General features: G+C 56.6%; 20 protein-coding genes and 3 pseudogenes. 17 read left to right on the top strand and 6 right to left on the bottom strand.

The features are described 5' to 3' along the window. Nucleotides 1–16 precede the first annotated feature (16 nt). Nucleotides 17–232, bottom strand: coding sequence for a hypothetical protein (locus tag H4Q31_RS03520; protein ID WP_185177684.1), 216 nt, complete (start codon nt 230–232; stop codon nt 17–19). A 207-nt stretch (nt 233–439) separates the two neighbouring features. Here H4Q31_RS03520 and dxs point away from each other — a divergent pair, with 207 nt between their 5' ends. From dxs to spo0A, 7 genes are all read left to right on the top strand, one after another. Further along, nucleotides 440–2,329: a 1-deoxy-D-xylulose-5-phosphate synthase gene (gene dxs, locus H4Q31_RS03515; protein WP_185177742.1), complete on the top strand. Its 1,890-nt coding sequence runs from the start codon at nt 440–442 to the stop codon at nt 2,327–2,329. An 11-nt stretch (nt 2,330–2,340) separates the two neighbouring features. Further along, nucleotides 2,341–3,192, top strand: coding sequence for a TlyA family RNA methyltransferase (locus H4Q31_RS03510; RefSeq protein WP_185177683.1), 852 nt, complete (start codon nt 2,341–2,343; stop codon nt 3,190–3,192). 195 nt (nt 3,193–3,387) lie between these two features. After that, nucleotides 3,388–3,855 carry a hypothetical protein gene (locus H4Q31_RS03505; protein WP_185177682.1) on the top strand — a complete coding sequence of 156 codons (468 nt, stop codon included), beginning with the start codon at nt 3,388–3,390 and terminating at the stop codon, nt 3,853–3,855. After that, nucleotides 3,852–4,301 (top strand): transcriptional regulator AhrC/ArgR, encoded by a 450-nt coding sequence (gene ahrC / locus H4Q31_RS03500; protein WP_185177681.1) that lies wholly within the window; start codon nt 3,852–3,854, stop codon nt 4,299–4,301. The genes H4Q31_RS03505 and ahrC overlap by 4 nt, the downstream gene beginning before the upstream one ends. Before the next feature lie 62 nt (nt 4,302–4,363). Next, complete coding sequence (gene recN, locus H4Q31_RS03495) at nt 4,364–6,049, top strand: DNA repair protein RecN (protein ID WP_185177741.1); 1,686 nt, start codon at nt 4,364–4,366, stop codon at nt 6,047–6,049. Between the two features lie 124 nt (nt 6,050–6,173). Then, on the top strand, nt 6,174–7,499 hold the full coding sequence (gene spoIVB, locus H4Q31_RS03490; RefSeq protein WP_185177680.1) for a SpoIVB peptidase: 1,326 nt from the start codon (nt 6,174–6,176) through the stop codon (nt 7,497–7,499). Nucleotides 7,500–7,753: 254 nt separating this feature from the next. Then, complete coding sequence (gene spo0A, locus H4Q31_RS03485; RefSeq protein ID WP_185177679.1) at nt 7,754–8,569, top strand: sporulation transcription factor Spo0A; 816 nt, start codon at nt 7,754–7,756, stop codon at nt 8,567–8,569. 93 nt (nt 8,570–8,662) lie between these two features. Here the strand turns inward: spo0A and H4Q31_RS21910 are convergent. After that, a pseudogene (locus H4Q31_RS21910) lies at nt 8,663–8,800 on the bottom strand (hypothetical protein); the annotation flags it as partial. Nucleotides 8,801–8,907: 107 nt separating this feature from the next. After that, a pseudogene (locus H4Q31_RS21905) lies at nt 8,908–9,066 on the bottom strand (helix-turn-helix domain-containing protein); the annotation flags it as partial. A 261-nt stretch (nt 9,067–9,327) separates the two neighbouring features. On the opposite strand from H4Q31_RS21905, the pseudogene H4Q31_RS22045 reads away from it, so the two are divergent. Continuing rightward, nucleotides 9,328–9,579: pseudogene (locus H4Q31_RS22045) on the top strand (transposase); the annotation flags it as partial. A 375-nt stretch (nt 9,580–9,954) separates the two neighbouring features. Here the strand turns inward: H4Q31_RS22045 and H4Q31_RS03475 are convergent. Further along, entirely contained in the window at nt 9,955–11,298 is a 1,344-nt protein-coding gene (locus H4Q31_RS03475; RefSeq protein ID WP_185177677.1) for a flagellin N-terminal helical domain-containing protein, read from the bottom strand. A gap of 287 nt (nt 11,299–11,585) precedes the next feature. On the opposite strand from H4Q31_RS03475, the gene ggt reads away from it, so the two are divergent. From ggt to H4Q31_RS03455, 4 genes are all read left to right on the top strand, one after another. Then, complete coding sequence (gene ggt, locus H4Q31_RS03470) at nt 11,586–13,193, top strand: gamma-glutamyltransferase (protein WP_185177676.1); 1,608 nt, start codon at nt 11,586–11,588, stop codon at nt 13,191–13,193. A gap of 19 nt (nt 13,194–13,212) precedes the next feature. Then, nucleotides 13,213–14,400, top strand: coding sequence for an amidase (locus tag H4Q31_RS03465; protein ID WP_185177675.1), 1,188 nt, complete (start codon nt 13,213–13,215; stop codon nt 14,398–14,400). Beyond that, nucleotides 14,397–15,257, top strand: coding sequence for a fumarylacetoacetate hydrolase family protein (locus tag H4Q31_RS03460; RefSeq protein ID WP_185177674.1), 861 nt, complete (start codon nt 14,397–14,399; stop codon nt 15,255–15,257). The genes H4Q31_RS03465 and H4Q31_RS03460 overlap by 4 nt, the downstream gene beginning before the upstream one ends. Nucleotides 15,258–15,378: 121 nt before the next feature. After that, nucleotides 15,379–16,575, top strand: coding sequence for a peptidylprolyl isomerase (locus tag H4Q31_RS03455; RefSeq protein ID WP_185177673.1), 1,197 nt, complete (start codon nt 15,379–15,381; stop codon nt 16,573–16,575). 94 nt (nt 16,576–16,669) lie between these two features. On the opposite strand, the gene yicI is transcribed toward H4Q31_RS03455, so the two are convergent. After that, on the bottom strand, nt 16,670–18,994 hold the full coding sequence (yicI, locus tag H4Q31_RS03450; protein ID WP_185177672.1) for an alpha-xylosidase: 2,325 nt from the start codon (nt 18,992–18,994) through the stop codon (nt 16,670–16,672). Nucleotides 18,995–19,123: 129 nt separating this feature from the next. Here yicI and H4Q31_RS03445 point away from each other — a divergent pair, with 129 nt between their 5' ends. Continuing rightward, a complete protein-coding gene (locus tag H4Q31_RS03445) occupies nt 19,124–20,071 on the top strand; it encodes an AraC family transcriptional regulator (RefSeq protein ID WP_185177671.1) in 948 nt (315 codons plus the stop codon). A 28-nt stretch (nt 20,072–20,099) separates the two neighbouring features. Here the strand turns inward: H4Q31_RS03445 and H4Q31_RS03440 are convergent, their stop codons facing one another. After that, complete coding sequence (locus H4Q31_RS03440; RefSeq protein ID WP_185177670.1) at nt 20,100–20,390, bottom strand: DUF2627 domain-containing protein; 291 nt, start codon at nt 20,388–20,390, stop codon at nt 20,100–20,102. A gap of 195 nt (nt 20,391–20,585) precedes the next feature. On the opposite strand from H4Q31_RS03440, the gene lpdA reads away from it, so the two are divergent. From lpdA to H4Q31_RS03420, 4 genes are all read left to right on the top strand, one after another. Then, nucleotides 20,586–22,022, top strand: a complete 1,437-nt coding sequence (gene lpdA / locus H4Q31_RS03435) for a dihydrolipoyl dehydrogenase (RefSeq protein WP_185177669.1) — start codon at nt 20,586–20,588, stop codon at nt 22,020–22,022. Between the two features lie 140 nt (nt 22,023–22,162). After that, nucleotides 22,163–23,197, top strand: a complete 1,035-nt coding sequence (locus H4Q31_RS03430) for a thiamine pyrophosphate-dependent dehydrogenase E1 component subunit alpha (protein ID WP_281064869.1) — start codon at nt 22,163–22,165, stop codon at nt 23,195–23,197. Between the two features lies 1 nt (nt 23,198). Then, complete coding sequence (locus H4Q31_RS03425) at nt 23,199–24,185, top strand: alpha-ketoacid dehydrogenase subunit beta (protein ID WP_185177668.1); 987 nt, start codon at nt 23,199–23,201, stop codon at nt 24,183–24,185. Nucleotides 24,186–24,206: 21 nt separating this feature from the next. Then, on the top strand, nt 24,207–24,531 hold a 325-nt coding region (locus tag H4Q31_RS03420; RefSeq protein WP_311771679.1), incomplete at its 3' end, for a biotin/lipoyl-containing protein.

Raw genomic sequence — 24,531 nt, 5'->3', positions numbered from 1 at the left:
CACAGCTGAACGGTGCTTATCGATACCCTTGCATCGAACGAACGCGCATTCGCTCGAATGAGAAGCGGTCGCGCGTCAGCATCTCTCCGTGAGCAACGAAGCCATCGCATTCCAGTCCGAGCTGCAGGCGTTCGCAGTACGCGTCCAAATAGATTCGTACGCCCGAGCTGCTGACGAAGTTGCCGCTCCAGATTTCGCCGGGATCAAACAAAGCCCGCGCGTTACAAGCCAAGATCGCCCCGACGCATCGAGGGACATCCGGACAATCGTTCGCCCTTGCCGTCGAAGCCTCCCGAAACTGGATGGCGGACCCTTGGGCTTTAAAATCCGGTTATGCTATAATAGGCGTATTATCCATCATCAAGAAGACGCACCGGCAAGTCTCGCGCGAGCGGCGGCTGCCAGGATAGCGCCTGCTTGAGGGAAAGCGGTGACACATTTGCTGCTCGATCGTATCGACAGTCCGGCGGACCTGAAGAAGCTCTCGTTATCGGAGCTGCCGCAATTGGCGCAGGAGATCCGTCAATTTCTAATCGAGAAACTATCGGCGACAGGAGGCCATCTGGCGCCCAATCTGGGTGTCGTAGAGCTAACGATTGCGCTGCATTATTTGTATAACAGTCCGAGCGACAAGTTCTTGTTTGACGTCGGGCACCAAGCATATGTTCACAAAATGCTGACGGGCCGCATGGACCGGTTTGACACCTTGCGGCAGAAGGGCGGGCTCTGCGGATTCGTCAAGCGCTCGGAGAGCGAGCATGACGTCTGGGAAGCTGGTCACAGCAGCACGTCTCTGTCGGCAGCGGCCGGCATGGCGATCGCCCGCGACTTGAAGGGCGAGAAGAATAAAGTCATCGCCGTGATCGGCGACGGCGCCCTGACAGGCGGCATGGCTCTCGAAGCCTTGAATCACATCGGACATGAGAAGCGCAATTTGACCGTCGTGCTGAACGATAACGAGATGTCGATCGCGCCGAACGTCGGAGCGCTGCACAACTATCTTGGCAAAGTTCGCTCAGACAAGACTTACCGCAAGGCGAAGGAAGAATTCGAATCGCTGCTGCGCAAAATTCCAGCCGTTGGCGGCAAGCTCGCCAAGACGGCGGAGCGGTTCAAGGACGGCCTGAAGTATCTGGTCGTGCCCGGCATGCTTTTCGAAGAGTTCGGCTTGACTTACTTCGGTCCGGTTGACGGCCATGACATCGAGAAGCTGATGGAGACGTTCCGCCAAGCTGACAAGGTGAGCGGCCCTGTGCTGATTCACGTGCTGACCGTGAAGGGCAAAGGCTATACGCCTGCCGAAGCCGATTCGCACAAATGGCACGGCATCTCGCCGTATAAGATTGAATCCGGTCAAGTCGTGAAGTCGGTAGGACCGCCGATGTACACGGAAGTGTTCGGCAGCACGCTGATCGAACTGGCGGAGAAGGACGAACGAATTGTCGCCGTCACGCCGGCCATGCCAGGAGGATCCGGCTTGCTCGGATTTCAGAAGCGGTTCCCGGAGAGGATGTTCGATGTCGGCATCGCCGAGCAGCATGCTGGAACGATGTGCGCGGCTCTTGCTATGGAGGGGCTTAAACCGGTATTCGCCGTCTACTCGACGTTCCTGCAGCGTGCCTACGATCAAGTCGTGCACGATATTTGCCGCCATAATGCGAACGTCATCTTCGCGATCGACCGAGCCGGCTTCGTCGGACCGGACGGCGAGACGCACCAAGGCGTCTACGACATCGCCTTCCTGCGGCACATTCCAAACATCGTGCTCATGATGCCGAAGGACGAGAACGAGCTGCGCCGGATGATGAAGACCGCAGTCGACTATAATGACGGCCCCATCGCCATCCGCTACCCGCGCGTGAACGCGCGAGGCGTACCGATGGACGAGGAGCCGCAGCCGCTTACGATCGGCAGCTGGGAGGTAGTGCGCGAAGGCGATTACGCGGCTGTGCTCGCCATCGGACCGATGGTTCAAGTGGCGGAAGAAGCCGCAGAGCTGCTGAAGCGCGAAGGAATCAATCTTCGGGTCGTTAACGCGCGCTTCGTGAAGCCGCTCGATGAGGAGATGCTGCTGTCGCTGGCGCAGGAGAGATTGCCGTTGCTCGTGCTCGAAGAGACAGCGATCGCAGGCGGTCTCGGCAGCGCGGTGCTTGAGTTCTACGCCGCTCATCAGATCCATCACCTGTCGATCGGATTAACCGGCGTGCCGGACCGGTTCATCGAGCATGCTTCGATCAAGGAGCAGCGCGACGAGGTGGGACTGACGGCGGAAGATGTAGCGCAGCAGATTCGCGCCATGGCGGTTCGCGTGCGCCAGAAAGCGACGTGAGCGAATTCTCGATGACGGCTAACGCTAAGGAACGTTTGGATGTTCTCCTCGTAGAGCAAGGATACTTCGAGAGCCGGGAGAAGGCGAAGGCTGCCATTATGGCGGGGCTTGTGCTGATCGGCTCGGAGAAGATTGACAAGGCGGGAACGAAGGTGCCAAGAGACGCGGCGATCATCGTGAAGGGCGCTCCGCATCCCTATGTAAGCCGCGGCGGCTTGAAGCTGGAGAAGGCGATTCGCCACTTCGGCCTTGATCTTCAGGGCAAGACGATGCTCGATATCGGCGCTTCGACCGGCGGATTTACCGACTGTGCGCTGCAGAACGGCGCTGCGTTCGTCTATGCGCTGGATGTTGGCTACAATCAGCTCGATTGGTCGCTGCGCCAAGACGAGCGGGTCTGCGTCATGGAACGGACGAATTTCCGCCATGTGACGCCTGAGCAGCTGCAAGGGCCGCCGCCGAGCTTCGCGACGATCGACGTGTCCTTCATCTCGCTGAAGCTGATTCTGCCGGCGCTCGCTCCGCTTCTGAAGCCCGGAGGCGGTACGGTCGCGCTGATCAAGCCGCAGTTCGAAGCGGGACGGGATCAGGTAGGCAAGTCCGGGGTCGTTCGCGATTCCGCGGTTCACGTCTCCGTGGTCAAGGAGGTGCTCCTCTTCGCGGACGGGCTGGGCTTTGGCCTGCAGGGCCTTACCTTCTCTCCAATAACGGGAGGCGAAGGCAACATTGAATTTTTGGCGTATTGGACGCTTCGCGATCCCGCCGCACTTCCGGCGGCGCCCGCCGATCCTGCGTCGATTGAAGCGCTAGCGCGGCAAGTCGTTCAGGAAGCCGGCGGCGTTTTCCGCGGAAGCGGGTCGTAAACCAGAGCATTGCCCTTCGGGCCACTTAACCCGGAGCTGCCGAAGAACGGCCGAAACGAGATCGGTTCGCTTCTTTTCGACATGCTCCGGTTTTTTTGGTTTGAACCTAGAGAGGAAAAAACGCCCATCGCCTAGAAGTAGTTATTCTCGCGGCTGCATGAAGCCGCTCCTTTCTCTCTGGAAGAGGTGGCGGAGATGGCGAAATTCGGCGATTGGTTTGTTTTTCTAACGGCGGTCTTCTTGTTGCTATGGTGGATCGGACACCGGATCTACCGCTGGCTCCACGAACCGCCGGGTTATCGGCTTCGGAAGCTGGCCCGGTCGGGGAGCGTGGAGCCCGATGAGACGGTTGAATTGCTCGAACGGCACGGATACGATGCGGTCTCAGGCAAGCATCGCATACCGCTTGGCGTGAGGATTGACGACGGCACCATGCAGTCGACCCGGCTTTATTTCGATTATATTGCCGTGAAGGACAACCAATATTATTTGGTGAGAACGGAGAGGAGCCGCATGCCGATCGAATGGACGGCCAGCGGCTTGCGGGACCGGCTGCTCGTATACGCGCTGCTGTTCCCGGAATGCGAAGGGATTCTCATTGCCCATCCAAGAGAACAATGGGTTCGATTAGTGCGATTCAAAGTGGAGGATGACAACGGATGAAGGGTCAAAGACAGCGGAAAATCAGGGAATTGATCGGTTCCAGGGAGATCGAGACGCAGGAAGACCTCGTGGAGGCTTTGCGCAGCGAGAACGTCCACGTCACACAGGCGACTGTCTCCCGTGATATCAAGGAGATGCAGTTAATCAAGGTTCCGCTGGAGGACGGCCGCTACAAGTATTCGATGCCTCAGGACCAGCGGTACAATCCGGCCTTAAAGCTAAAGCGCGCTTTGATGGATCACTTCATTCAAGCGGAAGCGGCAGAGAATCTGGTGGTCGTTAAGTGCCTCCCCGGCACGGCGAATACGATCGCTTCGCTTATTGACGGCATGGATTGGCCCGAGATCATGGGCACCATCAGCGGTGACGATACGACGCTGCTGATCTGCCGCTCCAAGGAGCAGGGTCCGCAACTGGTAAGCAAAATCAACGATATGATACGGTAAAAAGAGCGGCCATCCTCATGTTCGTTCGGAGATGGCGCGATCTGTCGGGGGGATTGGTTGGCATGCTGCAAGAGCTGTCTATTCGCAATTTGGCAGTAATCGAACAGGTATCCGTACGGTTTCACGAAGGATTTCAAGTGTTGACCGGCGAGACCGGAGCCGGCAAGTCGATCGTGATCGACGCGCTAGCACTAATCGCGGGAGGGCGCGGCTCCGCAGATATGATCCGGCACGGCTGCGACCGCGCCGACATAGAGGCGGTCTTCGACCTGCCAGGCGGGCATCCCGTCTGGGAGACGCTTCAGCGGATCGGCGTAGAGGCAAACGAGGAGGAAGCGCTGCTCATTCGGCGGGAGCTCCAAGCACAAGGCAAGTCGACTGCGAAGATTAACGGCCAGACGGTTACGCTTACGATGCTGCGCGAAGTCGGCGAGCATCTGGTTAATATTCATGGCCAGCATGAGCATCAATCGCTGCTTCGAACCGAGCGCCACCTTGAATGGCTCGATCAGCACGCGGGCGGCTCTATTGCCAGCCTGAAGCTGTCCTACCAGGACAAATACCGGCAATTCCAGCAAGTCGTCCGCGAACGGCGCGAGCTGGAGGATACTTCTCGACAGCAGATGCAGATGCTTGATCTGTACCGGTACCAGCTGGAGGAGATCAACGAGGCGAACCTGAAGCTCGGTGAAGATGAAGCGCTGCAGGAAGAGCGAAGCCGGCTTGCCCATGCGGAGAAGCTGGCGGAGACGGCGACGGAAGCCTATGACTTGTTGAACGGCGCGAAGGGACTCGCTGCCATCTCCCGGGCGGTATCTAAGCTGGAGGAGATCGCTAAGGTCGATGCTTCCGTGCTGCAGCCGTTGCTGGAGCAGCTTCAATCCGCTTATTATGCGGCTGAAGACGTTGTCTTTCAATTAAGGAGCTACCGCGAAGGAATCGAGTTCAATCCCGAGCGTCTCGAACAGATTGAGGACAGGCTCGACCTGATCTTCGGGCTCCGTCGCAAATACGGCGAGACCGTTGCTGATATTATGGCTTATCGGGACCGAATTCAAGCGGATACCGAACGGCTCGATAATCGCGAGGAGAAGCTGAAGGAGCTGACGGAGCTCGAGCAGTCGCTCCAGTCGGAGCTGGAGACGCTTGCCGAGCAGTTGACCATGGTTAGGCGCGATGAGGCGAAGCAGCTGTCCGAAGCGATCGAGCGCGAGCTCCGCGAGCTTCAAATGGAACGCTCCGTATTTGAAGTGAAGCTAGAGCGCGGCAGCTTGTCGCCGACCGGATGGGATGAAGCCGAATTTCTGCTGTCTACGAATCCGGGAGAACCGCCGAAGCCGCTGGCCAAGATCGCATCCGGCGGCGAGATGTCGCGCGTGATGCTGGCCTTGAAGGCGATCTTCGCAAGCATCGACCGCATTCCCGTGCTTGTGTTCGACGAGGTGGATACCGGGGTCAGCGGCCGGGCCGCTCAAGCGATCGCCGAGAAGCTGTCGCGGCTGTCCTCATCCTGTCAGGTGTTCGCGATCACCCACCTGCCTCAGGTGGCTTGCATGGCTGATTATTCGTACGAGATCCGCAAACGGGTGACTAACGACGGACGTACTTCGACTTCGGTTAAGGAGCTTAGGGACGAGGAACGGATTGAAGAGCTTGCCCGCATGCTCGGCGGCGTGGAAGTTACGGAAAAAACTCGGCATCACGCACAGGAAATGCTGTTGCTGGCTCAGCGGCAAAAAAACGCGTAATGACGCGAAAAAAGCCGTATTCAAGGAACTATTCGGGAACATAAAAGGGGAGGGCCGCGGTTACCTTATAGGTACGTTGCCGGCGGTATTCGATGCCGGAAAGACTGTAAGGGAGCGTGGGACTTTGAACCGAAACTCCAGAAGACGCAGCTTCGGCATTCTTCTCGTCATTATCTTGTGCCTGATCGTCACCTCCGCTCCGCTTCGTCATTATGCGGCATTCCCTAACGAGCTGAGGATGTTCCAGGGACAAGCAAGGCACCTGCACTTTGCAATGCCGGTTCATGCCCAGGGCAGTGTAGATCCGGAGGTCGCTGCCGTGAACGGGGACAGCCGATCGACTTTCCCGGTTGACTTGAACCGTCCGCTGTCCATCAAACCGCTTCAGAGCGGCAAGACGGAGCTGAAGCTCAAGCTGTTCGGCCGTATTCCCTTTAAGACCGTCAAGCTTCAGGTTGTGCCCGATCTTCGGGTCGTGCCGGGCGGACAGACGATCGGCGTGAAGGTGAAGGCGGCAGGCATTATGGTCGTCGGGCATCATCTCGTCCAGACCGGTTCCAATGTGCGCGAATCGCCGGGCGAGAAGGCCAAATTAAAGCTCGGAGACTTGATTGTCGCGATTAACGGCAAACCGCTGAATGACGTGAAGAAGGTGGCTAAGCTGGCGGAGGAAGCCGGCAAATCAGGTCATCCGCTGCAGCTTGATGTTCGGAGAGGGAAACTGATGTTCCGGACGTCGTTAACGCCGGTGTTCGATCAAGAAGATCAGGCGTGGCGGCTTGGATTGTACATTCGCGATTCCGCGGCCGGCGTCGGAACGCTGACGTTCTACGCGCCGGATCAAGGAGTGTACGGCGCACTAGGCCACGTCATTACCGATATGGATACGCAGACTCCTATTAGCGTCGGAAGCGGGGAAATTCTGCAATCCAACGTGTTGTCGATCTCCAAGAGCCAAAGCGGCGAACCTGGCGAGAAACGCGCGATCTTTAACAAAGAAGGCAAGACACTTGGCAACGTCGAGAGGAATACGGCATTCGGTATCTTCGGTAAAATGGGGCGTCTTCCGGATCACGGACTTCATGTCGATCCTGTCCCGGTTGCATTCGCAGAAGAAATACAGGAGGGCCCTGCGGAGATACTGACGGTCGTGAACGGTCAGAAGGTTGAACGATTCCAAATTCAAATCGTCCATGTGTCTAAGCAATCGACGCCCGCCACCAAAGGTATGGTGATCCGGATTACCGATCCGGAGCTGCTTGAGCGGACGGGCGGCATCGTTCAAGGCATGAGCGGCAGTCCAATTCTGCAGAACGGCAAGCTGATCGGCGCGGTGACGCACGTATTCGTGAACGATCCGACTTCGGGTTACGGCTGCTTCATCGAATGGATGCTGCAGGACGCGGGAATTATGCTTCAGCCGGAACAGGCGACATCTAAGGCGGTTTAATGCCTTGGGTGTTTGCCTTTTGGCAAGCAAGCGGAAATGGTGCAGTTTGTCGAAAATATTCGAAAAAACACGTGTGTTGACATAAATTATTTATTATATGCGATTAGGTCAAAAAAATAAAGAAAAAATTTTCAGGACAGAAGGATTTGAATTCGCCGTGTCGAATTCGGTTAGCATAGGAACGTCTGGAGACTTCGAGCGTTCTTATCAATTACCGAACCCATCTTATTTGTAACAGAAAGGGAGGACCAGCCTTGCAGCGGATTGAAGTATTTCTGGCTGACGACAACCGGGAATTCACGAACTTGTTGTCCGAGTATATCGAAGAACAGGATGACATGACGGTCATCGGAGTGGCGTACAACGGAGAAGAAGTCATCCGCCAATTGGAGGAAAATCGAATTGTTCCGGACGTAATGATCTTGGATATCATTATGCCTCATTTGGACGGCCTTGGCGTACTGGAGAAGCTTCGCGAGCTGAATCTAACCCCAAGTCCGAAGATCATTATGCTGACCGCATTTGGTCAAGAGAACATTACGCAACGAGCGGTACAACTCGGAGCTTCCTACTACATACTTAAGCCGTTCGATATGGATGTACTCGCCAACCGGATTCGCCAATTGGCTGGCACGGCAACATCGACGACTTCATCTACATCTTCGTCTTCTGCGATGGGCTCTAGCCGCTCGAATATCGTTCCGATCGGCAAGCCGAAGAATCTGGACGCCAATATCACGAGCATTATTCACGAGATCGGCGTTCCAGCACACATCAAGGGGTATCAGTATTTGCGCGAAGCGATCACGATGGTGTACAACAACATCGAGATTCTTGGCGCCATCACGAAGACGCTGTATCCAGCGATCGCCGAGAAGTTCAAGACGACGCCTAGCCGCGTCGAGCGCGCGATACGCCATGCGATCGAAGTCGCTTGGACGCGCGGCAACATCGATTCGATCAGCCATCTGTTCGGCTACACGATCAACATCAGCAAGTCGAAGCCGACGAACAGCGAGTTCATCGCGATGGTCGCCGACAAGCTGCGCATCGAACACAAAGTTTCGTGAAAGAAGGACGAGTGACGGATTAGCGTAAAAAAGGGGCTGTCCCAAAAGTGAACTGCACCCCGTCAAGTAGACAGTACAAAAATTAAAAATCAGCTAAGCGGCCTTCGTCCTGAATTCCATGGGACTGAGGCCGTTTAGTTTTTCTTGCAATTGTACGAAGGCCGTACGCGTTTGCGGTTTATCTGGCGCCTTCTTACGCCCTCTGCCGTCCCGCAAAGCGTCCTGGCCACCAGTTCCATACTTCTCAACCCATCCGTATACTTGTTGACCTGAAACTGATTCACCGCTTGAAGCTTAAGTTCGGCGGAATAACTGCGGTTATGGGTACGAACCTCTAGTCCTTCATATCCGTACACCCGATAACGACGTCGCCATTTGGCGATAGTTGATTTGCTGATACCGAACTTGTTAATGGCAGCTTTAACACCAATACAACCATGTTCGATCTCCTGAATGATAGCGTATTTTTCTGAAGCTGTATGTTCTTTTATGGACATAAAAAAGCTCCCCTTACAGTAACAGGTTTTTATTATTTCACCTGTCTCAAAGCATAGATGACTTAGGGATGGCCCCTACTTCTTGAATAGCGATTAAATTTTGAGAGCATGTATCTCCTTCCGGTTGCTGTTGCCGCCGTGAAATTTGAATTTGAACCCATAACAAGGGGATTTCACGTCGGTAAAGGCAAACGCTTCGCTCCTATACAGGAGATACATGCCCTTTTTTTTGTATCGCCGTTTAAAGAAAAATTACCATTCAAACGCAAAAGAGTAAACGTTATGTTCATGTGGATTGCCGGCAGGCAACGGCTGGACTTTCGCACCATCAACCGGTTCCGTTCAGGGCGGATGAAGTCTATCCTCGAAGCGTCTTCACCTCTGTTCTCCAACTTCTTGTGGAATCAGGCTATGTGAAGTTAGATCACTATTTTGTGGACGGCACCAAGCGAGGCAAACGCCAATCGTAATTCGATCGTTTGGGGCAAAGCCGCCGTGAAGCAGCAGGCGAGGCCGGCATTATCGAAGCGAGAACTGCGAGGGCTGCCGTTCAAGAGCGACTGTACGAGAGCGGCTGGGAATCGAGAGATTAGCGTCAGTCTGAGGTATATACACTACAAACCAGGTGCGAGAGAAGCTTCGCAGTGAGGAAGGCCATGAGTTATCGGATGATCGAACCGGAGAGTTTATTTGGGCTAATAAAGAACAACCGGGGATTCCGCCGCTTTCTGCTTGAGAAAGCAGCAATGGACCAAAAACGTGAAATAGCGGCGCAGGGATAGTACCCTGACGCCGCTATCTTTCAATTAAAAACCATTTTCTTAGGTGAGTTGTTCTTAAAGTGAGCAAACTTTTAGAGATCCCCATTATGATGAAGGGTAATCGACGTTATTTCAATAATTGCAAGATCGATTGAGGTGTTTGGTTCGCTTGGCTAAGCATTGCTTGGGCAGTTTGAGTAAGAATATTGTTTTTCGTAAACTCCATCATTTCATTGGCCATATCGGTATCCCTTATTCTGGACTCTGAGGATGTAAGGTTCTCGTTGTAGTTATTGACATAGTTCATGGAATGCTCCAGTTGATTGGTGTAAGCGCCCATCGTTGTCCGAATGTTAACGACAAATGACATCGCCTTATCGCATTTGTCCAAAGCCTCTTGAGACCCTGCCCTCGTACTTAAATCTAGATCATCGACCCCTAAGATTTGCGAACTTAATGCATCCCATTCCAAGTCTTTACCCTCTTCAATTTGTCCTCCCATCTGAACATGGAGACGTTTCTTCTCATATTCCGTTATGGTAGTGGTTGATGCCGTTGTACTTTGTTGAAAACTGTTAGAGTCAAACATGCTGTGCAAAAAACCGTGTCCGAAACTTTGGCTGGATGCCGTATCGCAATACATTGATATGTCTGCTATATTTTCGAAGGTAAGCACCATCTTGTCGTTAGCATCATAATGTCCGCCTATGTTGATGGATGGCGACATTTGGGCATCAAATCCAGCTTGCAAGCCTTTGACAAATTCGTCTAAGAATTTGTCTTTGTTAGCTTGAGTAATCGTACCGTCAGCCTCATACATATTATGCGCAAAACTATCAAAGTTCGGGTCAACATTATCCTTTATGGCCTTGCCTAAATCGAATGAGATTGTCATGTCTGTTCCGTCGCTTGTGGTGATATCAAAATTTTGAACATCGGCTACGTTTACAGAGGCATGATCGATGATGTTTTTTATCGTGGGGTTTTCGATGGAGTAATTAGATATCAAGGCACCAACAGATTGATTTACGGTTATCGTCTTGGTTACAGGATCGCCGGGCTGAAATATCTTAAAAGTATTAAAATCAGTATCGTTGCTTATCGCATCTATCTGATTGACGAGCTTGTCCGATTCCAATCTCAATGCTTGTCGATCTGAATCTGAAAGCGTGTCATTACATCCTTGAACCGCTAGTTCTTTCATGCGAACAAGCATATTTGAGACTTCATCCAAAGCGCCGTCTCCAACGTCGAAGAGCGCAATTCCATCCCGGACATTTCGCTCCGCTTGATTCAGACCTCTAATTTTCGCTCGCATGCTTTCCGAGACGGAAAGTCCGGCTGCATCGTCTGCCGCTCTGTTTATTCTTAGTCCGGAAGCAAGCTTCTCGGATGCTTTGGACGCTTTGCCATTTGTTCTATTTGCAATGTTTGAACTGTTCAATCCGAGAAGATTATGCATGATTCGCATGTGGAGTCTCCGTTCATGTTCAGTAAGTTGTATTATACATATTATCACAATTAAGATATATTTACCAAGCATTCGTCACCGCAAAATCATTCCAACGAATAAAATAGAGGCCGCTTTCTCTGGTATATTCTTTGTTCACGGAAATAGATGAAATCGCTTACATTCGTGATCATGCAAATCTGCTCTCAGATCAATTGACCCTCCAAAGCTCGTTAATTACAGTAGGATTACCTTATTAGCACTTAAAACGAACGATGGCGCTCGCACTGTCATGAGGAGGGAATGTGATGTCCGGCCAATCGATCCACAAACCCGCGATCGGCGCGAAGACGATGGTGGTCAGTCCGCACCATCTGGCTTCGGCTGCGGGTGCGAAGATGCTGCAGAGAGGGGGCAACGCGTTCGATGCCGCCGTAGCGGTGAGCGCCTGTCTTGCCGTCGTCTATCCGCATATGACCGGGCTTGGCGGCGACGCCTTCTGGCTCACGTATTGCAGCGGCGAAGGCTCGGTCCGCGCATACAATGCCAGCGGCCGTTCGGGAAGGCTCGCGACCCGCGACCGCTTCGCGGCCGAAGCCGAATCCGAAGCTGCCATTCCCCGGCGCGGCGTGCGCAGCGCGCTGACAGTACCCGGCATGGCGGACGGATGGGACGCCATCTTGAAGCAATACGGGAGGTTGACGCTTGCCGATGTGCTGGAGCCAGCGATCGGCTACGCGTTGGATGGCTTTCCAGTGTCGCCGGATCAGCACGACAATACAGCCAGCCGGATGGACGTGCTTCGGACTGAGCCAAGTACAGCGGCCATCTATCTTCCCGGCGGCAGTGTGCCGACGGTCGGCAGCCGATTCAAGCAGCGGCAGCTAGGCGAGAGCTTGCGCCTGCTGGCGGCGAAGGGGCGGGACGCCTTCTACAAAGGCGAGATTGCCAAGGCGATCACGGACGATCTCGCCGAGCGCGGAGGCTTGCTGACGCTGAATGATTTTGCAGATCATGCGGGCTTCTGGGCAGAGCCGATTCGCGGCAGCTACCGGGGGGTCGACTTGTACCAAGTACCGCCGAACTCGCAAGGCTTCACGGGCATAATGGCGCTGCAAGCGCTGGAGCGCTTCGACCTCCAAGCGGCGGGCCACGGCACGTTCGACTACTATCACCTGATGATCGAAGCTTTGAAGCTAAGCTTCCTGGACCGCGATCGTTACTTGACAGATCCCGCGTTTTCTCAAGTGCCGCTGGAACGATTGCTTAGCAAGGAGTACGCGGCCGAGCTTGCGGGAGCGATCGATCCTAACCGAGCGTTAGACGCCGGCACCCTGCCGGTTGGAAGCGACACTGCTTATGCAGCAGTGGTGGATGAAGACGGCAACGCGGTATCGTTCATCCAAAGTCTATACTTCGAATTCGGGTCCGCAGTGACGGCGGGAGAGACCGGCATCCTGCTGCAGAATCGCGGCTCCTTCTTCTCGCTCGATCCCAAGCACGTCAATCGGCTGGAGCCGAACAAGCGCACGTTCCACACCCTCATGCCGGCGATGGCGTGCAGAGACGGCCGGCCTTACTTGCTCTACGGCACGCAAGGAGGAGAAGGGCAGCCGCAGACGCAGACGGCGCTGCTGACCCGAATGGTCGACTTCGGCATGAATCCGCAGCAGGCGGTGTCCGAACCGCGCTGGGTGTGGGGAAGAACATGGGGGGAACTGACACAGGAATTGAAGGTAGAGAATCGAATGCTGCCGGAGACGATCGAGAGGCTTGCAAGAGCTGGGCATGCCGTGCGAACGGTTGGCGGTTATGACGGGATTGTCGGCCATGCGCATGCGATCCGAATGGAAGAGAACGGCTTCCGCTCCGGCGGAACCGATCCCCGCTGCGATGGCGCCGCGTATGGATGGTAAGAAGGGAGAGGAGGCCGACATGTTCGCACAGAATGCGTATATCCGCAAGGATTTGACGGTTGAACCGGAAGCGAAGGGCAATCTTGACGAGTTAACGTTCGCTGTGAAGGATGTCTTCCAGATCAAAGGCCATACGAATACTGCCGGCAATCCGGATTGGCATCGAACCCATCCGCCGGCCAGCCGCCATGCGCATGCCGTCGAGCTGCTGATCCGCAGCGGCGCCAGGCTGCGCGGCGCGACGGTGACGGACGAGATTATGTACAGTCTGCTCGGCGAGAACTATCACTACGGCACGCCCGTCAATCCGAAGGCGATTGGCCGCATCCCAGGCGGCTCCTCCAGCGGGTCTGCATCAGCGGTCGCGGCGGGCGATGCGGACTTCGCGCTCGGAACCGATACCGGCGGATCGGTGCGCGTTCCTTCTTCTTATTGCGGGCTGTTCGGCTTCCGGCCGACACACGGCGCGGTATCCGCGGAAGGCGTCATTAAGCTGGCGGACAGCTTCGATACGGTCGGCTGGATGAGCCGGGATGCGAAGACGCTGCTGCAAGTGGGCAAGGTCCTGCTCGACAGCCAGACGATAGCCGATGAAGGCGAAGCATTCGAGGAGGTTCTACAGCCAGAGGAAGCGTGGACGCTGGCGGAGCCGGAAGCCGGCCAAGTTCTGGAGGAGCACCTTCGTTCTCTAGCTGCGCACGCGCGAGTCGCGAAGCCGAATTGGCCGAAGGAAGGCTTGAACGCATGGGCAGCGTTGTTCCGCGAGATTCAGGGCATTGAGATCTGGCGCGAGCACGGAGCGTGGGTGCGCGAGACGAAGCCGGCATTCGGGCCGGGGATCGCCGAGCGATTCGAATGGGCCAGCACGCTGGATGGCTCTAAACTGAACGAATTGCATGTTATTAAGCGACAGATTGCCCAAGGCGTAGTCTCCCTGCTTGGCCGTCACAAGCTGCTGTCCGTGCCGACGGCAGCGGGCGAAGCGCCGCCGCTGGGAATGGCCGGAGAAGAGGCTGAGCTTCAGCGTTCCCGAACGATGAAGCTGACTTGCATCGCGGGCCTCGCGGGATTGCCGCAAGTTACCATTCCCTTCGTCTCGAAGTCGGGGTATCCGATCGGGCTCAGCTTCATCGCCGGTCCCGGCCGGGACTTGGCGCTGCTGAACTGGATCAACAGCAGGTTCGGAGAACGGGAGAGACAGCCATGAGAGCGGCGGCGATCGTATGGAACGGGCGGGAGACGGCGGCGATCGAGACGCGCAGCGGCTATGTACCGGTAGCGGCCATTCAGGAGCAAGAGAGCGCCGGGTGGAGCTGCATATTGCACGAGATGATCGAGAACGGCCAGTGGGACCAGCTGCGCGAATGGGTTAGACAGGGCGGAGCGCAGCGGTTGGAGGCATACGACGCGGTTCCCTTCTCGGCTGCGACGCCGGCTCCGTTGCTTCGACAGCCGCGCAAGATCATCGGTGTCGGCATGAACTATATCGAGAAGCTGGCTGAGATGAAGGGCAACCGCGAAAACGCCGACCCGGTCTTGTTCGCCAAGCCCGACACGAGCCTCATCGGGCCCGGTGAAGTCATCAGGCTGCCGGAGCAGTCCGCGAAAGTGACGGCGGAAGCGGAGCTGGCGATCGTGATCGGGAAGCGGTGCCGAAACGTATCGGAAGCCGATGCCCCAGCTGCCATAGCCGGATTTGCTTGCTCGCTTGACATGACCGCCGCCGACATCCTGGCCGAGAATCCGAGATATATGTACCGAGCCAAATCGTTCGACACGTTCTGCAGCATTGGATCGCAGCTCCTGTCGCCCGATGAACTGCCGTCCTGGGAGGACTTGGAGGTGGAGACGGTGCTCAACGGATCGATCAAGCATCGCAGCGTTGTATCCCGAATGCTCTATAGCCCTCCCTACATCATATCCTTCCTGTCAAAGGTCATGACGCTGCTGCCAGGCGACATTATCCTGACGGGGACCCCGGGATCAGTCGTCATCTCGCCGGGCGATGTCGTCGAATGCCGAATCACCGGCTTCGCGTCGCTTGCGAATTCTGCGGTCAAATAGGGACAAGCAAAAGCGGATTCTGTCCGCTTTTTATTTTTTAGGTTATATTAAGGTAATCTGCGGAGAATTTGATATAGTGGAACAATGAGCTTTTTCATTACATGAGGGGGACATTATTAGCATGAGCGAATCTCAGAAAGATCCATTGGAATTGAACCAGTCCGAAGAGCTGAACACAGCGGACAAGCCTGTTGAAGCTACAGCTGAGGAGGCGCAGCGCGAGCCCGTTGAAGAGGCAGCCTTGGTGAATCATACGGAAGAAGAACAGCCAGCCGCAGCAACTCCCGTTCAACCAGCGAAACAGCCGATGAAGGCGTGGCCTTGGATGATCGTCTCCGTCATCGCGATCATCGCGCTGATCGTGGTGCTCGTCCGCGAATCGAGCGGCAACACGATGAACGGAGCGGTCGGCGAGCTGGACGGCCAGGAGATTACGAAAGCCGAGCTGTACGATGAGATGCAGAAGACGATGGGCGACGAGCAGTTGGGCGCAACGCTCGATAATTTGATGATGCTGAAGATGATCAGCATTGAGGCGGAGAAGACAGGCAAGGAAGTGTCCGACGCCGACATTGACGCGATGCTGAAGCAGGTTGAGAAGCAGTATGGCTTTGCCACCGATGCCGACTTTGAACAAGCGCTCGTATCAAGCGGCATGACGCTGGATTCTTACAAAGCATCGCAGCTCGTACCGCAGCTGGAGCTCCGTCTTGTTTTCGAACAGAAGCTGGCTCCGACGGACGAACAACTGCAGGAATATTACAATAACAACAAAGATGCCTTCGCAACCAGCCCTGAGCAGGTTCAAGCGTCCCAGATCGTACTGGAGACGAAGGAAGAAGCGGAAGACGTTCTGAAGCAGTTGAAGCAAGGCGCTGACTTCGCGAAGCTCGCGAAGGAGAAGTCGCTCGACACGACGACGAAGGAGAACGGAGGCGACCTCGGCTACTTCGGCAAGGGCCAGCTGGGCGACGAGACGGTGGAGGCAGCAGTATTCGCTCTGAATAAGGGCGAGATGACCGACGTCGTGGAATCGTCGATCGGCTACGTTATTCTCAAAGTGACCGACCATAAGGAGGCCGTTATTCCGACTTATGAAGAAGCTAAAGCGGAAGTGAAAGGCCAGTACCTCGACGAGCAAATCAACGCAGGTGCTGCCGATTGGATGGATGAGGCGAAGAAGGAGCTCGGCTACAAGAACTATCTGACCAAGGAAGACGCTACAGCGGCTGAAGAGACGCCAGCGCCTTCGGCCAGCGCATCGGCGGAGCCGTCTGCATCGCCAAGCGCATCGCCTTCCGCATCGGCCAATCCGTAATATCTGTTCGTAAGTTAAGTACTACCCCATACAAAGAGGCTGTCTCTCGGTCAATGACCTAAAGAGACAGCCTCTTTGTCAATTATGGCGCCAATTACAGCTGAATGCGAAGCTTCGCGTTAGCGGATGCGGGGGTGATCACAACGCCTTCCGCAGCTGTATCGGCCGTGCCGCCTTCGACGGCTGCCACCGCGTTCACGCCGCGAAGCACCAAGCGCCAGCCATCGGAGGAGCCTTCCGTCTCGAAGGCAATCTCGCTTCCGTTGCGGGATGCCGTCGCCGTCAGCCTCTCTGCGCCCTTCTGATCGGTGACGACCGCTTCGGCGGTAGCGCCGTCCAGCAGCTCGAACAGGTGGAACGAGACGCCATCCGCATACTCATAGTCCGGACGGGTGTCGGTCGCGCCGACCGGAAGGAGCGAATTCTCCCGCACGAACAACGGCAGGCTCATGTAATCGTATGCTTCCGAGCGCCAGCCGCCGCCGATAGCCTTCTCGCCTGTTAGCAGATGCGTCCAGGTTCCCTTCGGCAGGTAGTAAGAGACGGCGCCATCTTCATTGAAGATCGGAGCTACGAGCAGCGAATCGCCGAGCATATATTGGCGATCCAAGTAATCGACAGCCGGATCATCACCGAATTCAAGCACCATAGCGCGCATCATCGGAATGCCAAGGCGGGTCGACTTCACCGCCTGTGCGAACAGGTACGGCATGAGGCTCAGCTTCAGCTTCGTGAAGCGGCGGAGCACGTCGACGGCTTCCTCGTCGAACAGCCAAGGCACGCGATAAGAAGTGCTGCCGTGCAGCCGGCTGTGGCTGGATAGAAGGCCGAATGCGACCCAGCGCTTATACAGGTCCGGCGTCGCGCTCTGCTCGAAGCCGCCGATGTCATGGCTCCAGAAGCCGAAGCCGGACAAGCCGAGCGACAATCCGCCTCGCAGGCTCTCCGCCATCGACTCGTACGTAGCTTCGCAGTCGCCGCCCCAGTGAACCGGGAACTGCTGGCCGCCGGCCGTAGCGGAACGGGCGAACAAGGCGGCTTCGCCGCAGCCGCGCTTCTCCTCGAGGACGTCGAAGACAACCTTGTTATACAGTTGCGTGTAATAATTATGCATCTGCATCGGGTCGGAGCCGTCGAAGTAGGCGACGTCGGTTGGAATCCGCTCGCCGAAGTCGGTCTTGAACGAATCGACGCCCATATCGACAAGCGCGCGCAGCTTATCCCCGAACCACTGGCAGGCGTCCGGATTCGTGAAGTCGACGAGGCCCATGCCGTACTGCCACATGTCCCATTGCCAAACGCTGCCGTCCGGACGCTTCAGCAGATAGCCGCGCTCCATGCCTTCGTCGAACAGCGGCGACCGCTGGGCGATGTAAGGGTTGATCCATACGCAAATGCGGAGGCCCTTCTCCTTCAGGCGCGCCAGCATGCCCTGAGGGTCGGGGAAGACGCGTTCGTCCCACTCGAAGTCGCACCATTGGTATTCCTTCATCCAGAAGCAGTCGAAATGGAAGACGGCCAGCGGCAGGTCGCGCTCGGCCATGCCGTCGATGAAGCTGTTCACGGTCGCTTCGTCATAGTTGGTCGTGAACGAGGTCGTGAGCCACAGGCCGAACGACCAGGCAGGCGGCAAGGCCGGCTTGCCGGTCAGCGCCGTGTAGTTCGTCAGCACGTTCTTCATCGAACCGCCGCCGATGATGAAGTAATCCAGCTGCTCGCCGGCGACGCTGAACTGGGTCTTGGACACCTTCTCCGAAGCAACCTCGAACGAGACAAGCTCGGGATGGTTGACGAATACGCCGTAGCCCCGATTGGTCACATAGAACGGGATGTTCTTGTAAGCCTGCTCGGATGCCGTGCCGCCGTCCTGGTTCCAGATGTCGACGACCTGACCGTTCTTCGTGAATGCGGAGAAGCGTTCGCCCAGTCCGTAGACAGTCTCGCCAACGGCGAGGTTCAATTGCTCGCGGAAGTGATGCTTCCCGTCGGCAGCCTTGACATAGCCTGTCTGGCGAGTGCCGCTCCCGGTCAGCGGGCGTCCCTGGTACGTATACGAGATCGCGACAGGATGCGCCTTCGTAATGGTCACGGCCGTATCGCCGCTCGTCAGGCGGACGAACTCCTCGTTGTTCTCGATGCGTACCGGCGCGTTCCCTTCCGCAAGCAGTGGGAAGGAGTCCGGCGCGGAGCGCTTCCGACCTTTGTGATGGTACATTTTCGCCCGGATGACGTCCTTCATGGGCGAGGAGAATTCCATCGTCATGAGCGGTTCGTTCAGCGTGTTGCCTCTATGCTCGAGATGGCGGTGCGTCGCGAATACGGTGATCGAGTCCGCATGGACCTTTACGTCATGGATCTCATAGGGAGTGAGCACTTCATATCCTTCGCGGGTCATCCAGTAGCCATCGCTAAATTTCATGTGGAAGACATCCTTTCTTGGCAAGGTTGAATTCAAAGCGTACAATGACATTATAGTGATAAATATTGATTTACTCTTGCATAATAACGCTTTAATTTAACACAATTCTGATATTCGGAGGCGATTTCCATGGATCTGAGACATCTGCGCGAGGATCGGAGCCACGGCACGAAGCATTTCCCGGTCGGCGTCTACTTTATGGAACGCCAATCAGGACAGCCGTTGCTGGAGAACCATTGGCACCAAGAGGCGGAATTTCTACTCGTTGAAGAAGGACAAGCGCTGTTCCGAATCGGCTCGGAAGAGATTGAGCTGCATGCCGGGGAAGCGGTATTCGTGCCTGGAGGCGAGCTGCACGGAGCATATGAGCTGGGCGGCTCGGAATGTTCCTACAAGGCGATCGTATTCGATGCGGATTGGCTGGTCGATGCCAGAGACGCCATTGCCGCGAGCTTCCTGCAGCCGCTTCGACGCGGCAGAATTGCGCTGCAGATGCCGTTCTCCCCGAAGACGAAGGGAGGGGCGATGGTGCTTGACCGGTTAGGACGGTTGTACGGGATGGAATCCGTTGCCGATCCGGCTCGGGAAGCCCGGTTTAAGGGGGAGCTCATTCTTCTGTTTGCGGACATTTGGAGCAGCGGCGAATGGAGCGAGCGTCAAGCGGACATGCCTGCGGATACCCGTACGGTCGAACGGCTGAAGGAGACGCTGGCTTATATCGAGACCCGATTCTCGCAGAAGCTGACCGTTGGAGAACTAGCGGTCGTCGCGGGAATGAGCGAGGGCCACTTCAGCCGGACGTTCAAGTCGTATATGCGCAAGACGCCGATTGACTATATCAATCACCTGAGGCTGCGCCATGCCGCGCTGCGATTGGCCGAGTCAGGGATGAACGTAGGCGAAGCGGCAATTGAGGCCGGCTTCGACAATTTCAGTTATTTTAGCAAAATGTTCCGGACGTTATTCCAATGCAGTCCTTCGGAATACCGCCGCCAGGCCCGGAATATCGCGCAAGCAAAAACGCCTTCCTCGCCTGACGGCGGGAAAGCGTTCGTATCGATTGCCGCTATGGATTAGGGATGTCGGCGCTGTTCGTACAGCTGACTCAGGCGCCAGGAGGACGAGGCCGCTTCGGGCGGAAGCGGGACGATACATAGTTGTGCTTGCGGTCGCGGAAGAAGATCCAGCCGGCGATGAAGCCGACCCCTAGCAGGAATAGCACGAATCCGATCAGGAATTTCAGCCAAGCGAATTGGGGCGTCGCCAGATCGACGCTGCCCAGATCAGCGAAATAATCGAATAAGGAGTCCTTCATCATCAGGAAACCGTAGGCCGCTGCAATCCCGGGAATAACGAGAAGCAGTATGGCGATCAAACGTGTAATGACCAACTTCACGGGAACGGCCCTCCTTCAGTTCTTTATATCATACCTATTTTCCTGTATTCTGTCCATAATGTGGGGCTAGAGCATGCTTCGCTCGCCTTTCGTTGAGGAACCGCATGAATGCGTTTTGTCGATGCGGCTAAAAAAAGGTAGAATAATTAAGAGGACTAGGATCGTTCGAAGAATGGAATGTGGAGGAATCTGATTATGCCAATCGAAGTGGATGTCGCCGTGCTCGGCGGCGGACCCGGAGGATATACGGCGGCGGTTCGCGCGGCGCAGGCCGGCAAGACGGTCGCCCTGATCGAGAAGGACAAGCTTGGAGGCACCTGTCTGCATCGGGGGTGCATTCCATCGAAGTCGCTGCTTCGCAGCGCGGAGGTGTTCGCCACATTGAAGGAGGCGCATGCTTACGGCATACGGGTTCCGGAAGCCGGGACGGCCGTCGAGTGGGATGGCGTCATGTCCCGAAAGAACGCTGTCGTGGAGCAACTGCACCGAGGTCTTCAGGCGCTTATGGCGCAGCACAAGATTCAAGTCGTTCGCGGCACAGGCCGAATTATCGGTCCGTCCATCTTCTCGCCGCGCAGCGGAGCGGTTGCCGTTGAACTTGGGGATGGAGAGTCCGAGACGATCGTGCCGCGCCACTTGATCATTGCGACCGGCTCCCGTCCGCGCCGGCTCGAAGGTCTGCCTTACGACGACACGCACGTCGCGACGAGCGACGAGGCGCTCGAATGGCCGTCGCTGCCGGCTTCTGCCATCATCGTCGGCGGCGGCGTTATCGGCGTTGAATGGGCATCAATGTTAAGCGACTTCGGCAGCAAGGTAACGCTGGTCGAGACGGCGGATCGCATCCTGCCTGGCGAGGAAAAGGATGTATCGAGCGAGCTTGCGAAGCTGCTGAAGAAGCGCGGCGTGGTTATCTATACTGGCGCGAAGCTGGACACTGGGAGCTGCGCAGTCTCTGAAGGGGCGGTGTCGGTCGAGATCGAGGCCGGAGGAGCTTCCGTTAAGCTGGCTGCGGAGCGCATGCTTGTCTCCATCGGTCGGCAAGGCAACGTAGAGAACATGGGATTCGAGAATACGGATGTGCGCGCGGAGAACGGCTTCGTGAAGGTGAATCCGGTCACCTTGCAGACCGGCGAGCCTCACATTTATGCCATTGGCGATTGCATTGGCGGCGTCCAGCTGGCGCATGCGGCTATGCATGAGGCGGCGGTAGCCGTTGATCATCTGCTCGGCCGTGCGGGCGCGACTGCGCGCACCGCCGACCGCGATGTGCCGCGCTGCATCTACTCCCGGCCGGAAGCGGCATCCGTCGGCTGGAACGAAGAGAACGCGAAGGCGGCTGGCTTCGACGTGAAGACGGCGCGGATCCCGATGCGTATCTTCGGCAAGGCGCTCGTCTATGGCGAAGCGGACGGCTTCGCCAAAGTCGTCGCCGATCGCGCGACCGGCGATCTGCTTGGCGTCTCGCTCGTCGGCGCGCACGCGACGGATCTGATCGCAGAGGCGTCGCTCGCCAAGCTGCTGGACGCGGTGCCGTGGGAGATCGGCCAAGCGATCCACCCGCATCCGACGCTGTCGGAAGCGCTGCAGGAAGTGATGGCAGCGCTGGAAGGAACGGCTGGGCACGGCTAACGACTAGGGAACTTATCGTCCGATTAGAGAACTTTCATCGCCTGTTCTCGAATCGGACGTTTCTTTTTGCGGAAGCTAGCGTTATAATGGTCTCAAGTATTAAGACCAGGTTATAACACTAAATCACAGGAGGGGCCGCTTTGACCCAAACCAACTCCGTAACCAACGATACCCGTCACGCCGCCCTTGGCTTGACGGACGAACGAGTCGTTCAGATGTACGAGAAGATGATGCTTGCCCGCAGATTCGACGAGAGAGGTCAGTTGCTGCAGCGCGCAGGCAAAGTTAATTTTCATATCTCAGGCATTACCCAGGAACCGTCGCAAGTGGCGATGGCGTTCGCCATGGACAAGGAGAAGGATTGGTTCCTGCCGTACTATCGCGACTATGCGTTCGTACTCTCTGTTGGGATGACCGTCAAAGAGCTGATGCTCTCGTTGTTCGCCAAAGCGGAGGATCCGAACAGCGCAGGACGCCAGATGCCGGGCCACTTCGGCTGCAAGCGGCTGCGGATTGTTACCGGCTCAAGTCCCGTGACGACGCAAGTGCCGCACGCTGTCGGCTTCGCGTTAACGGCCAAGATGCGCGGAGAGTCCTCCGTGTCGATCGTCTCTTTCGGAGAGGGCTCAAGCAATCAAGGCGACTTCCACGAGGGCTGCAACTTCGCAGGCGTCATGAAGCTCCCGGTTATTTTTGTCTGCCAGAACAATGGTTATGCCATCTCGATTCCGTTCTCCAAGCAATCGGCCGGCAAGATTAGCGACCGCGCGCTCGGGTACGGCTTCCCTGGCATTCGCGTCGACGGCAACGATCCCTTCGAGGTGTACCGCGTCTTCCGCGAAGCGCATGAGCGTGCGCTGGCGGGCGAGGGCCCGACGCTGATCGAGATTATGACGTACCGCGTCACGCCTCACTCGACATCCGATAACGACATGGCTTACCGGACGAAGGAAGAGGTAGACGCGCACCGCGCCAAGGATTCGCTCCCGGCATTCCGCAGCTATCTGGAGAGCGTCGGCTTGTGGTCGGAGGAGAAGGAGCAGGAGCTTCAAGCGAACATCCGCAAGGAGCTCGACGAAGCGACCGAATACGGGGAACGCGCGCCTTATCAAGCCGTTGAGGATGCCTTCCGCTATGTATACGCAGAGGATGCCGAAGCAGGGGAGGTGCGCTAATATGCCAGTGATGGAATATATCGAAGCGATTCGGACGGCGATGAAGGAAGAGATGGAGCGCGACAGCCGCGTGTTCGTCATGGGCGAGGACGTCGGGCTGAAGGGCGGCGTGTTCGGCACGACGAAGGGGCTGCAGCAGCAATTCGGAGAGCTTCGTTCGATCGATACGCCGCTCGCGGAATCCGCGATCGCAGGCGTCGCCATCGGAGCAGCGATGGCCGGCATGCGCCCGATCGCCGAGATGCAGTACTCCGACTTCATGTTCCCGGCGACGAACCAGATCATTAGCGAAGCAGCGAAGATCCGCTACCGTTCGAACAACGACTTTGACTGTCCGCTCGTCATCCGCGCGCCGATCGGCGGCGGCATATTCGGCGGCTTGTACCATTCGCAGTGCCCGGAATCCGTCTTCTTCGGGACGCCGGGCCTCAAGATCGTCGCTCCGGCGACCGCCTATGACGCGAAGGGCTTGCTGCTGTCCGCGATCCGCGATCCGGATCCGGTGCTCTTCTTCGAGAACAAGAAGTGCTACAGGCTAATAGCCGACAATGTGCCGGAGGGCGAATATACGGTGCCGATCGGCAAGTCGAACGTCATGCGCGAAGGCACGGATATTACCGTCATCGGCTATAGCATGCCGCTTCACTTCGCCATGCAGGCGGCGGAAGAACTGTCGCGGGAAGAAGGCGTCGAAGCGCACATTCTCGACCTGCGGACGATTCAGCCGCTGGACCGGGAAGGCATTCTCGAAGCGGCCGCCCGCACGGGCAAAGTGCTGATCGTGCATGAAGATAACAAGACCGGAGGCGTAGGCGCCGAAGTGGCAGCGATGATCTCGGAGGAGCTGCTGTACGACTTGGACGCACCGATCCGCAGGCTGTGCGCGCCGGACGTGCCGGCAATGCCGATCAATCCGCCGGGAGAGAAGCACTACTTGCTTAATAAGGATAAGCTCAAAGCCGCGATGCTGGACTTGGCCAAATTCTAAAGCGGCGTTAGGAGAGAATTCATGCCGAAGCAAACGATTGAAGTCATCATGCCGAAGCTCGCGGAATCGCTCGTCTCCGCGACGATCGACCGCTGGCTCAAGGAGCCCGGCCAAGAAGTAGACATGTATGAGCCGCTCTGCGAGCTGCTGACCGACAAAGTGAACGCGGAGCTCCCCTCGACAGCGAAGGGCATTCTGGTGAAAATTCTAGTAGGCGCAGGCGAGACGGTAGAGGTGGGCACACCTGTCTGCTTGATCGAGACGGAAGCTGCCGGAGGCGGAAGCGTATCCGCGGCTGCGTCTGGATCCGCGTCCGCAGCATTGGATGCCTCCGCTGCAGCGGAGG

The sequence above is a fragment of the Cohnella lubricantis genome (assembly GCF_014212015.1).
Lineage (GTDB): Bacteria > Bacillota > Bacilli > Paenibacillales > Paenibacillaceae > Cohnella > Cohnella lubricantis.
The sequence above is the reverse complement of the archived record's forward strand: the minus strand, read 5'-3'. Positions and strand labels throughout refer to the sequence as shown.

What these genes read in the sequence shown, in the direction of transcription:
- lpdA (WP_185177669.1), top strand. Translation starts at nt 20,586, where the DNA reads ATGCCAATCGAAGTGGATGTCGCCGTGCTCGGCGGCGGACCCGGAGGA.
- H4Q31_RS03510 (WP_185177683.1), top strand. Translation starts at nt 2,341, where the DNA reads ATGACGGCTAACGCTAAGGAACGTTTGGATGTTCTCCTCGTAGAGCAA.
- H4Q31_RS03505 (WP_185177682.1), top strand. Translation starts at nt 3,388, where the DNA reads ATGGCGAAATTCGGCGATTGGTTTGTTTTTCTAACGGCGGTCTTCTTG.
- H4Q31_RS03465 (WP_185177675.1), top strand. Translation starts at nt 13,213, where the DNA reads ATGTTCGCACAGAATGCGTATATCCGCAAGGATTTGACGGTTGAACCG.
- ggt (WP_185177676.1), top strand. Translation starts at nt 11,586, where the DNA reads ATGTCCGGCCAATCGATCCACAAACCCGCGATCGGCGCGAAGACGATG.
- recN (WP_185177741.1), top strand. Translation starts at nt 4,364, where the DNA reads ATGCTGCAAGAGCTGTCTATTCGCAATTTGGCAGTAATCGAACAGGTA.
- H4Q31_RS03455 (WP_185177673.1), top strand. Translation starts at nt 15,379, where the DNA reads ATGAGCGAATCTCAGAAAGATCCATTGGAATTGAACCAGTCCGAAGAG.
- H4Q31_RS03425 (WP_185177668.1), top strand. Translation starts at nt 23,199, where the DNA reads ATGCCAGTGATGGAATATATCGAAGCGATTCGGACGGCGATGAAGGAA.
- yicI (WP_185177672.1), bottom strand. Translation starts at nt 18,994, where the DNA reads ATGAAATTTAGCGATGGCTACTGGATGACCCGCGAAGGATATGAAGTG.
- ahrC (WP_185177681.1), top strand. Translation starts at nt 3,852, where the DNA reads ATGAAGGGTCAAAGACAGCGGAAAATCAGGGAATTGATCGGTTCCAGG.
- H4Q31_RS03445 (WP_185177671.1), top strand. Translation starts at nt 19,124, where the DNA reads ATGGATCTGAGACATCTGCGCGAGGATCGGAGCCACGGCACGAAGCAT.
- H4Q31_RS03475 (WP_185177677.1), bottom strand. Translation starts at nt 11,298, where the DNA reads ATGCGAATCATGCATAATCTTCTCGGATTGAACAGTTCAAACATTGCA.
- H4Q31_RS03460 (WP_185177674.1), top strand. Translation starts at nt 14,397, where the DNA reads ATGAGAGCGGCGGCGATCGTATGGAACGGGCGGGAGACGGCGGCGATC.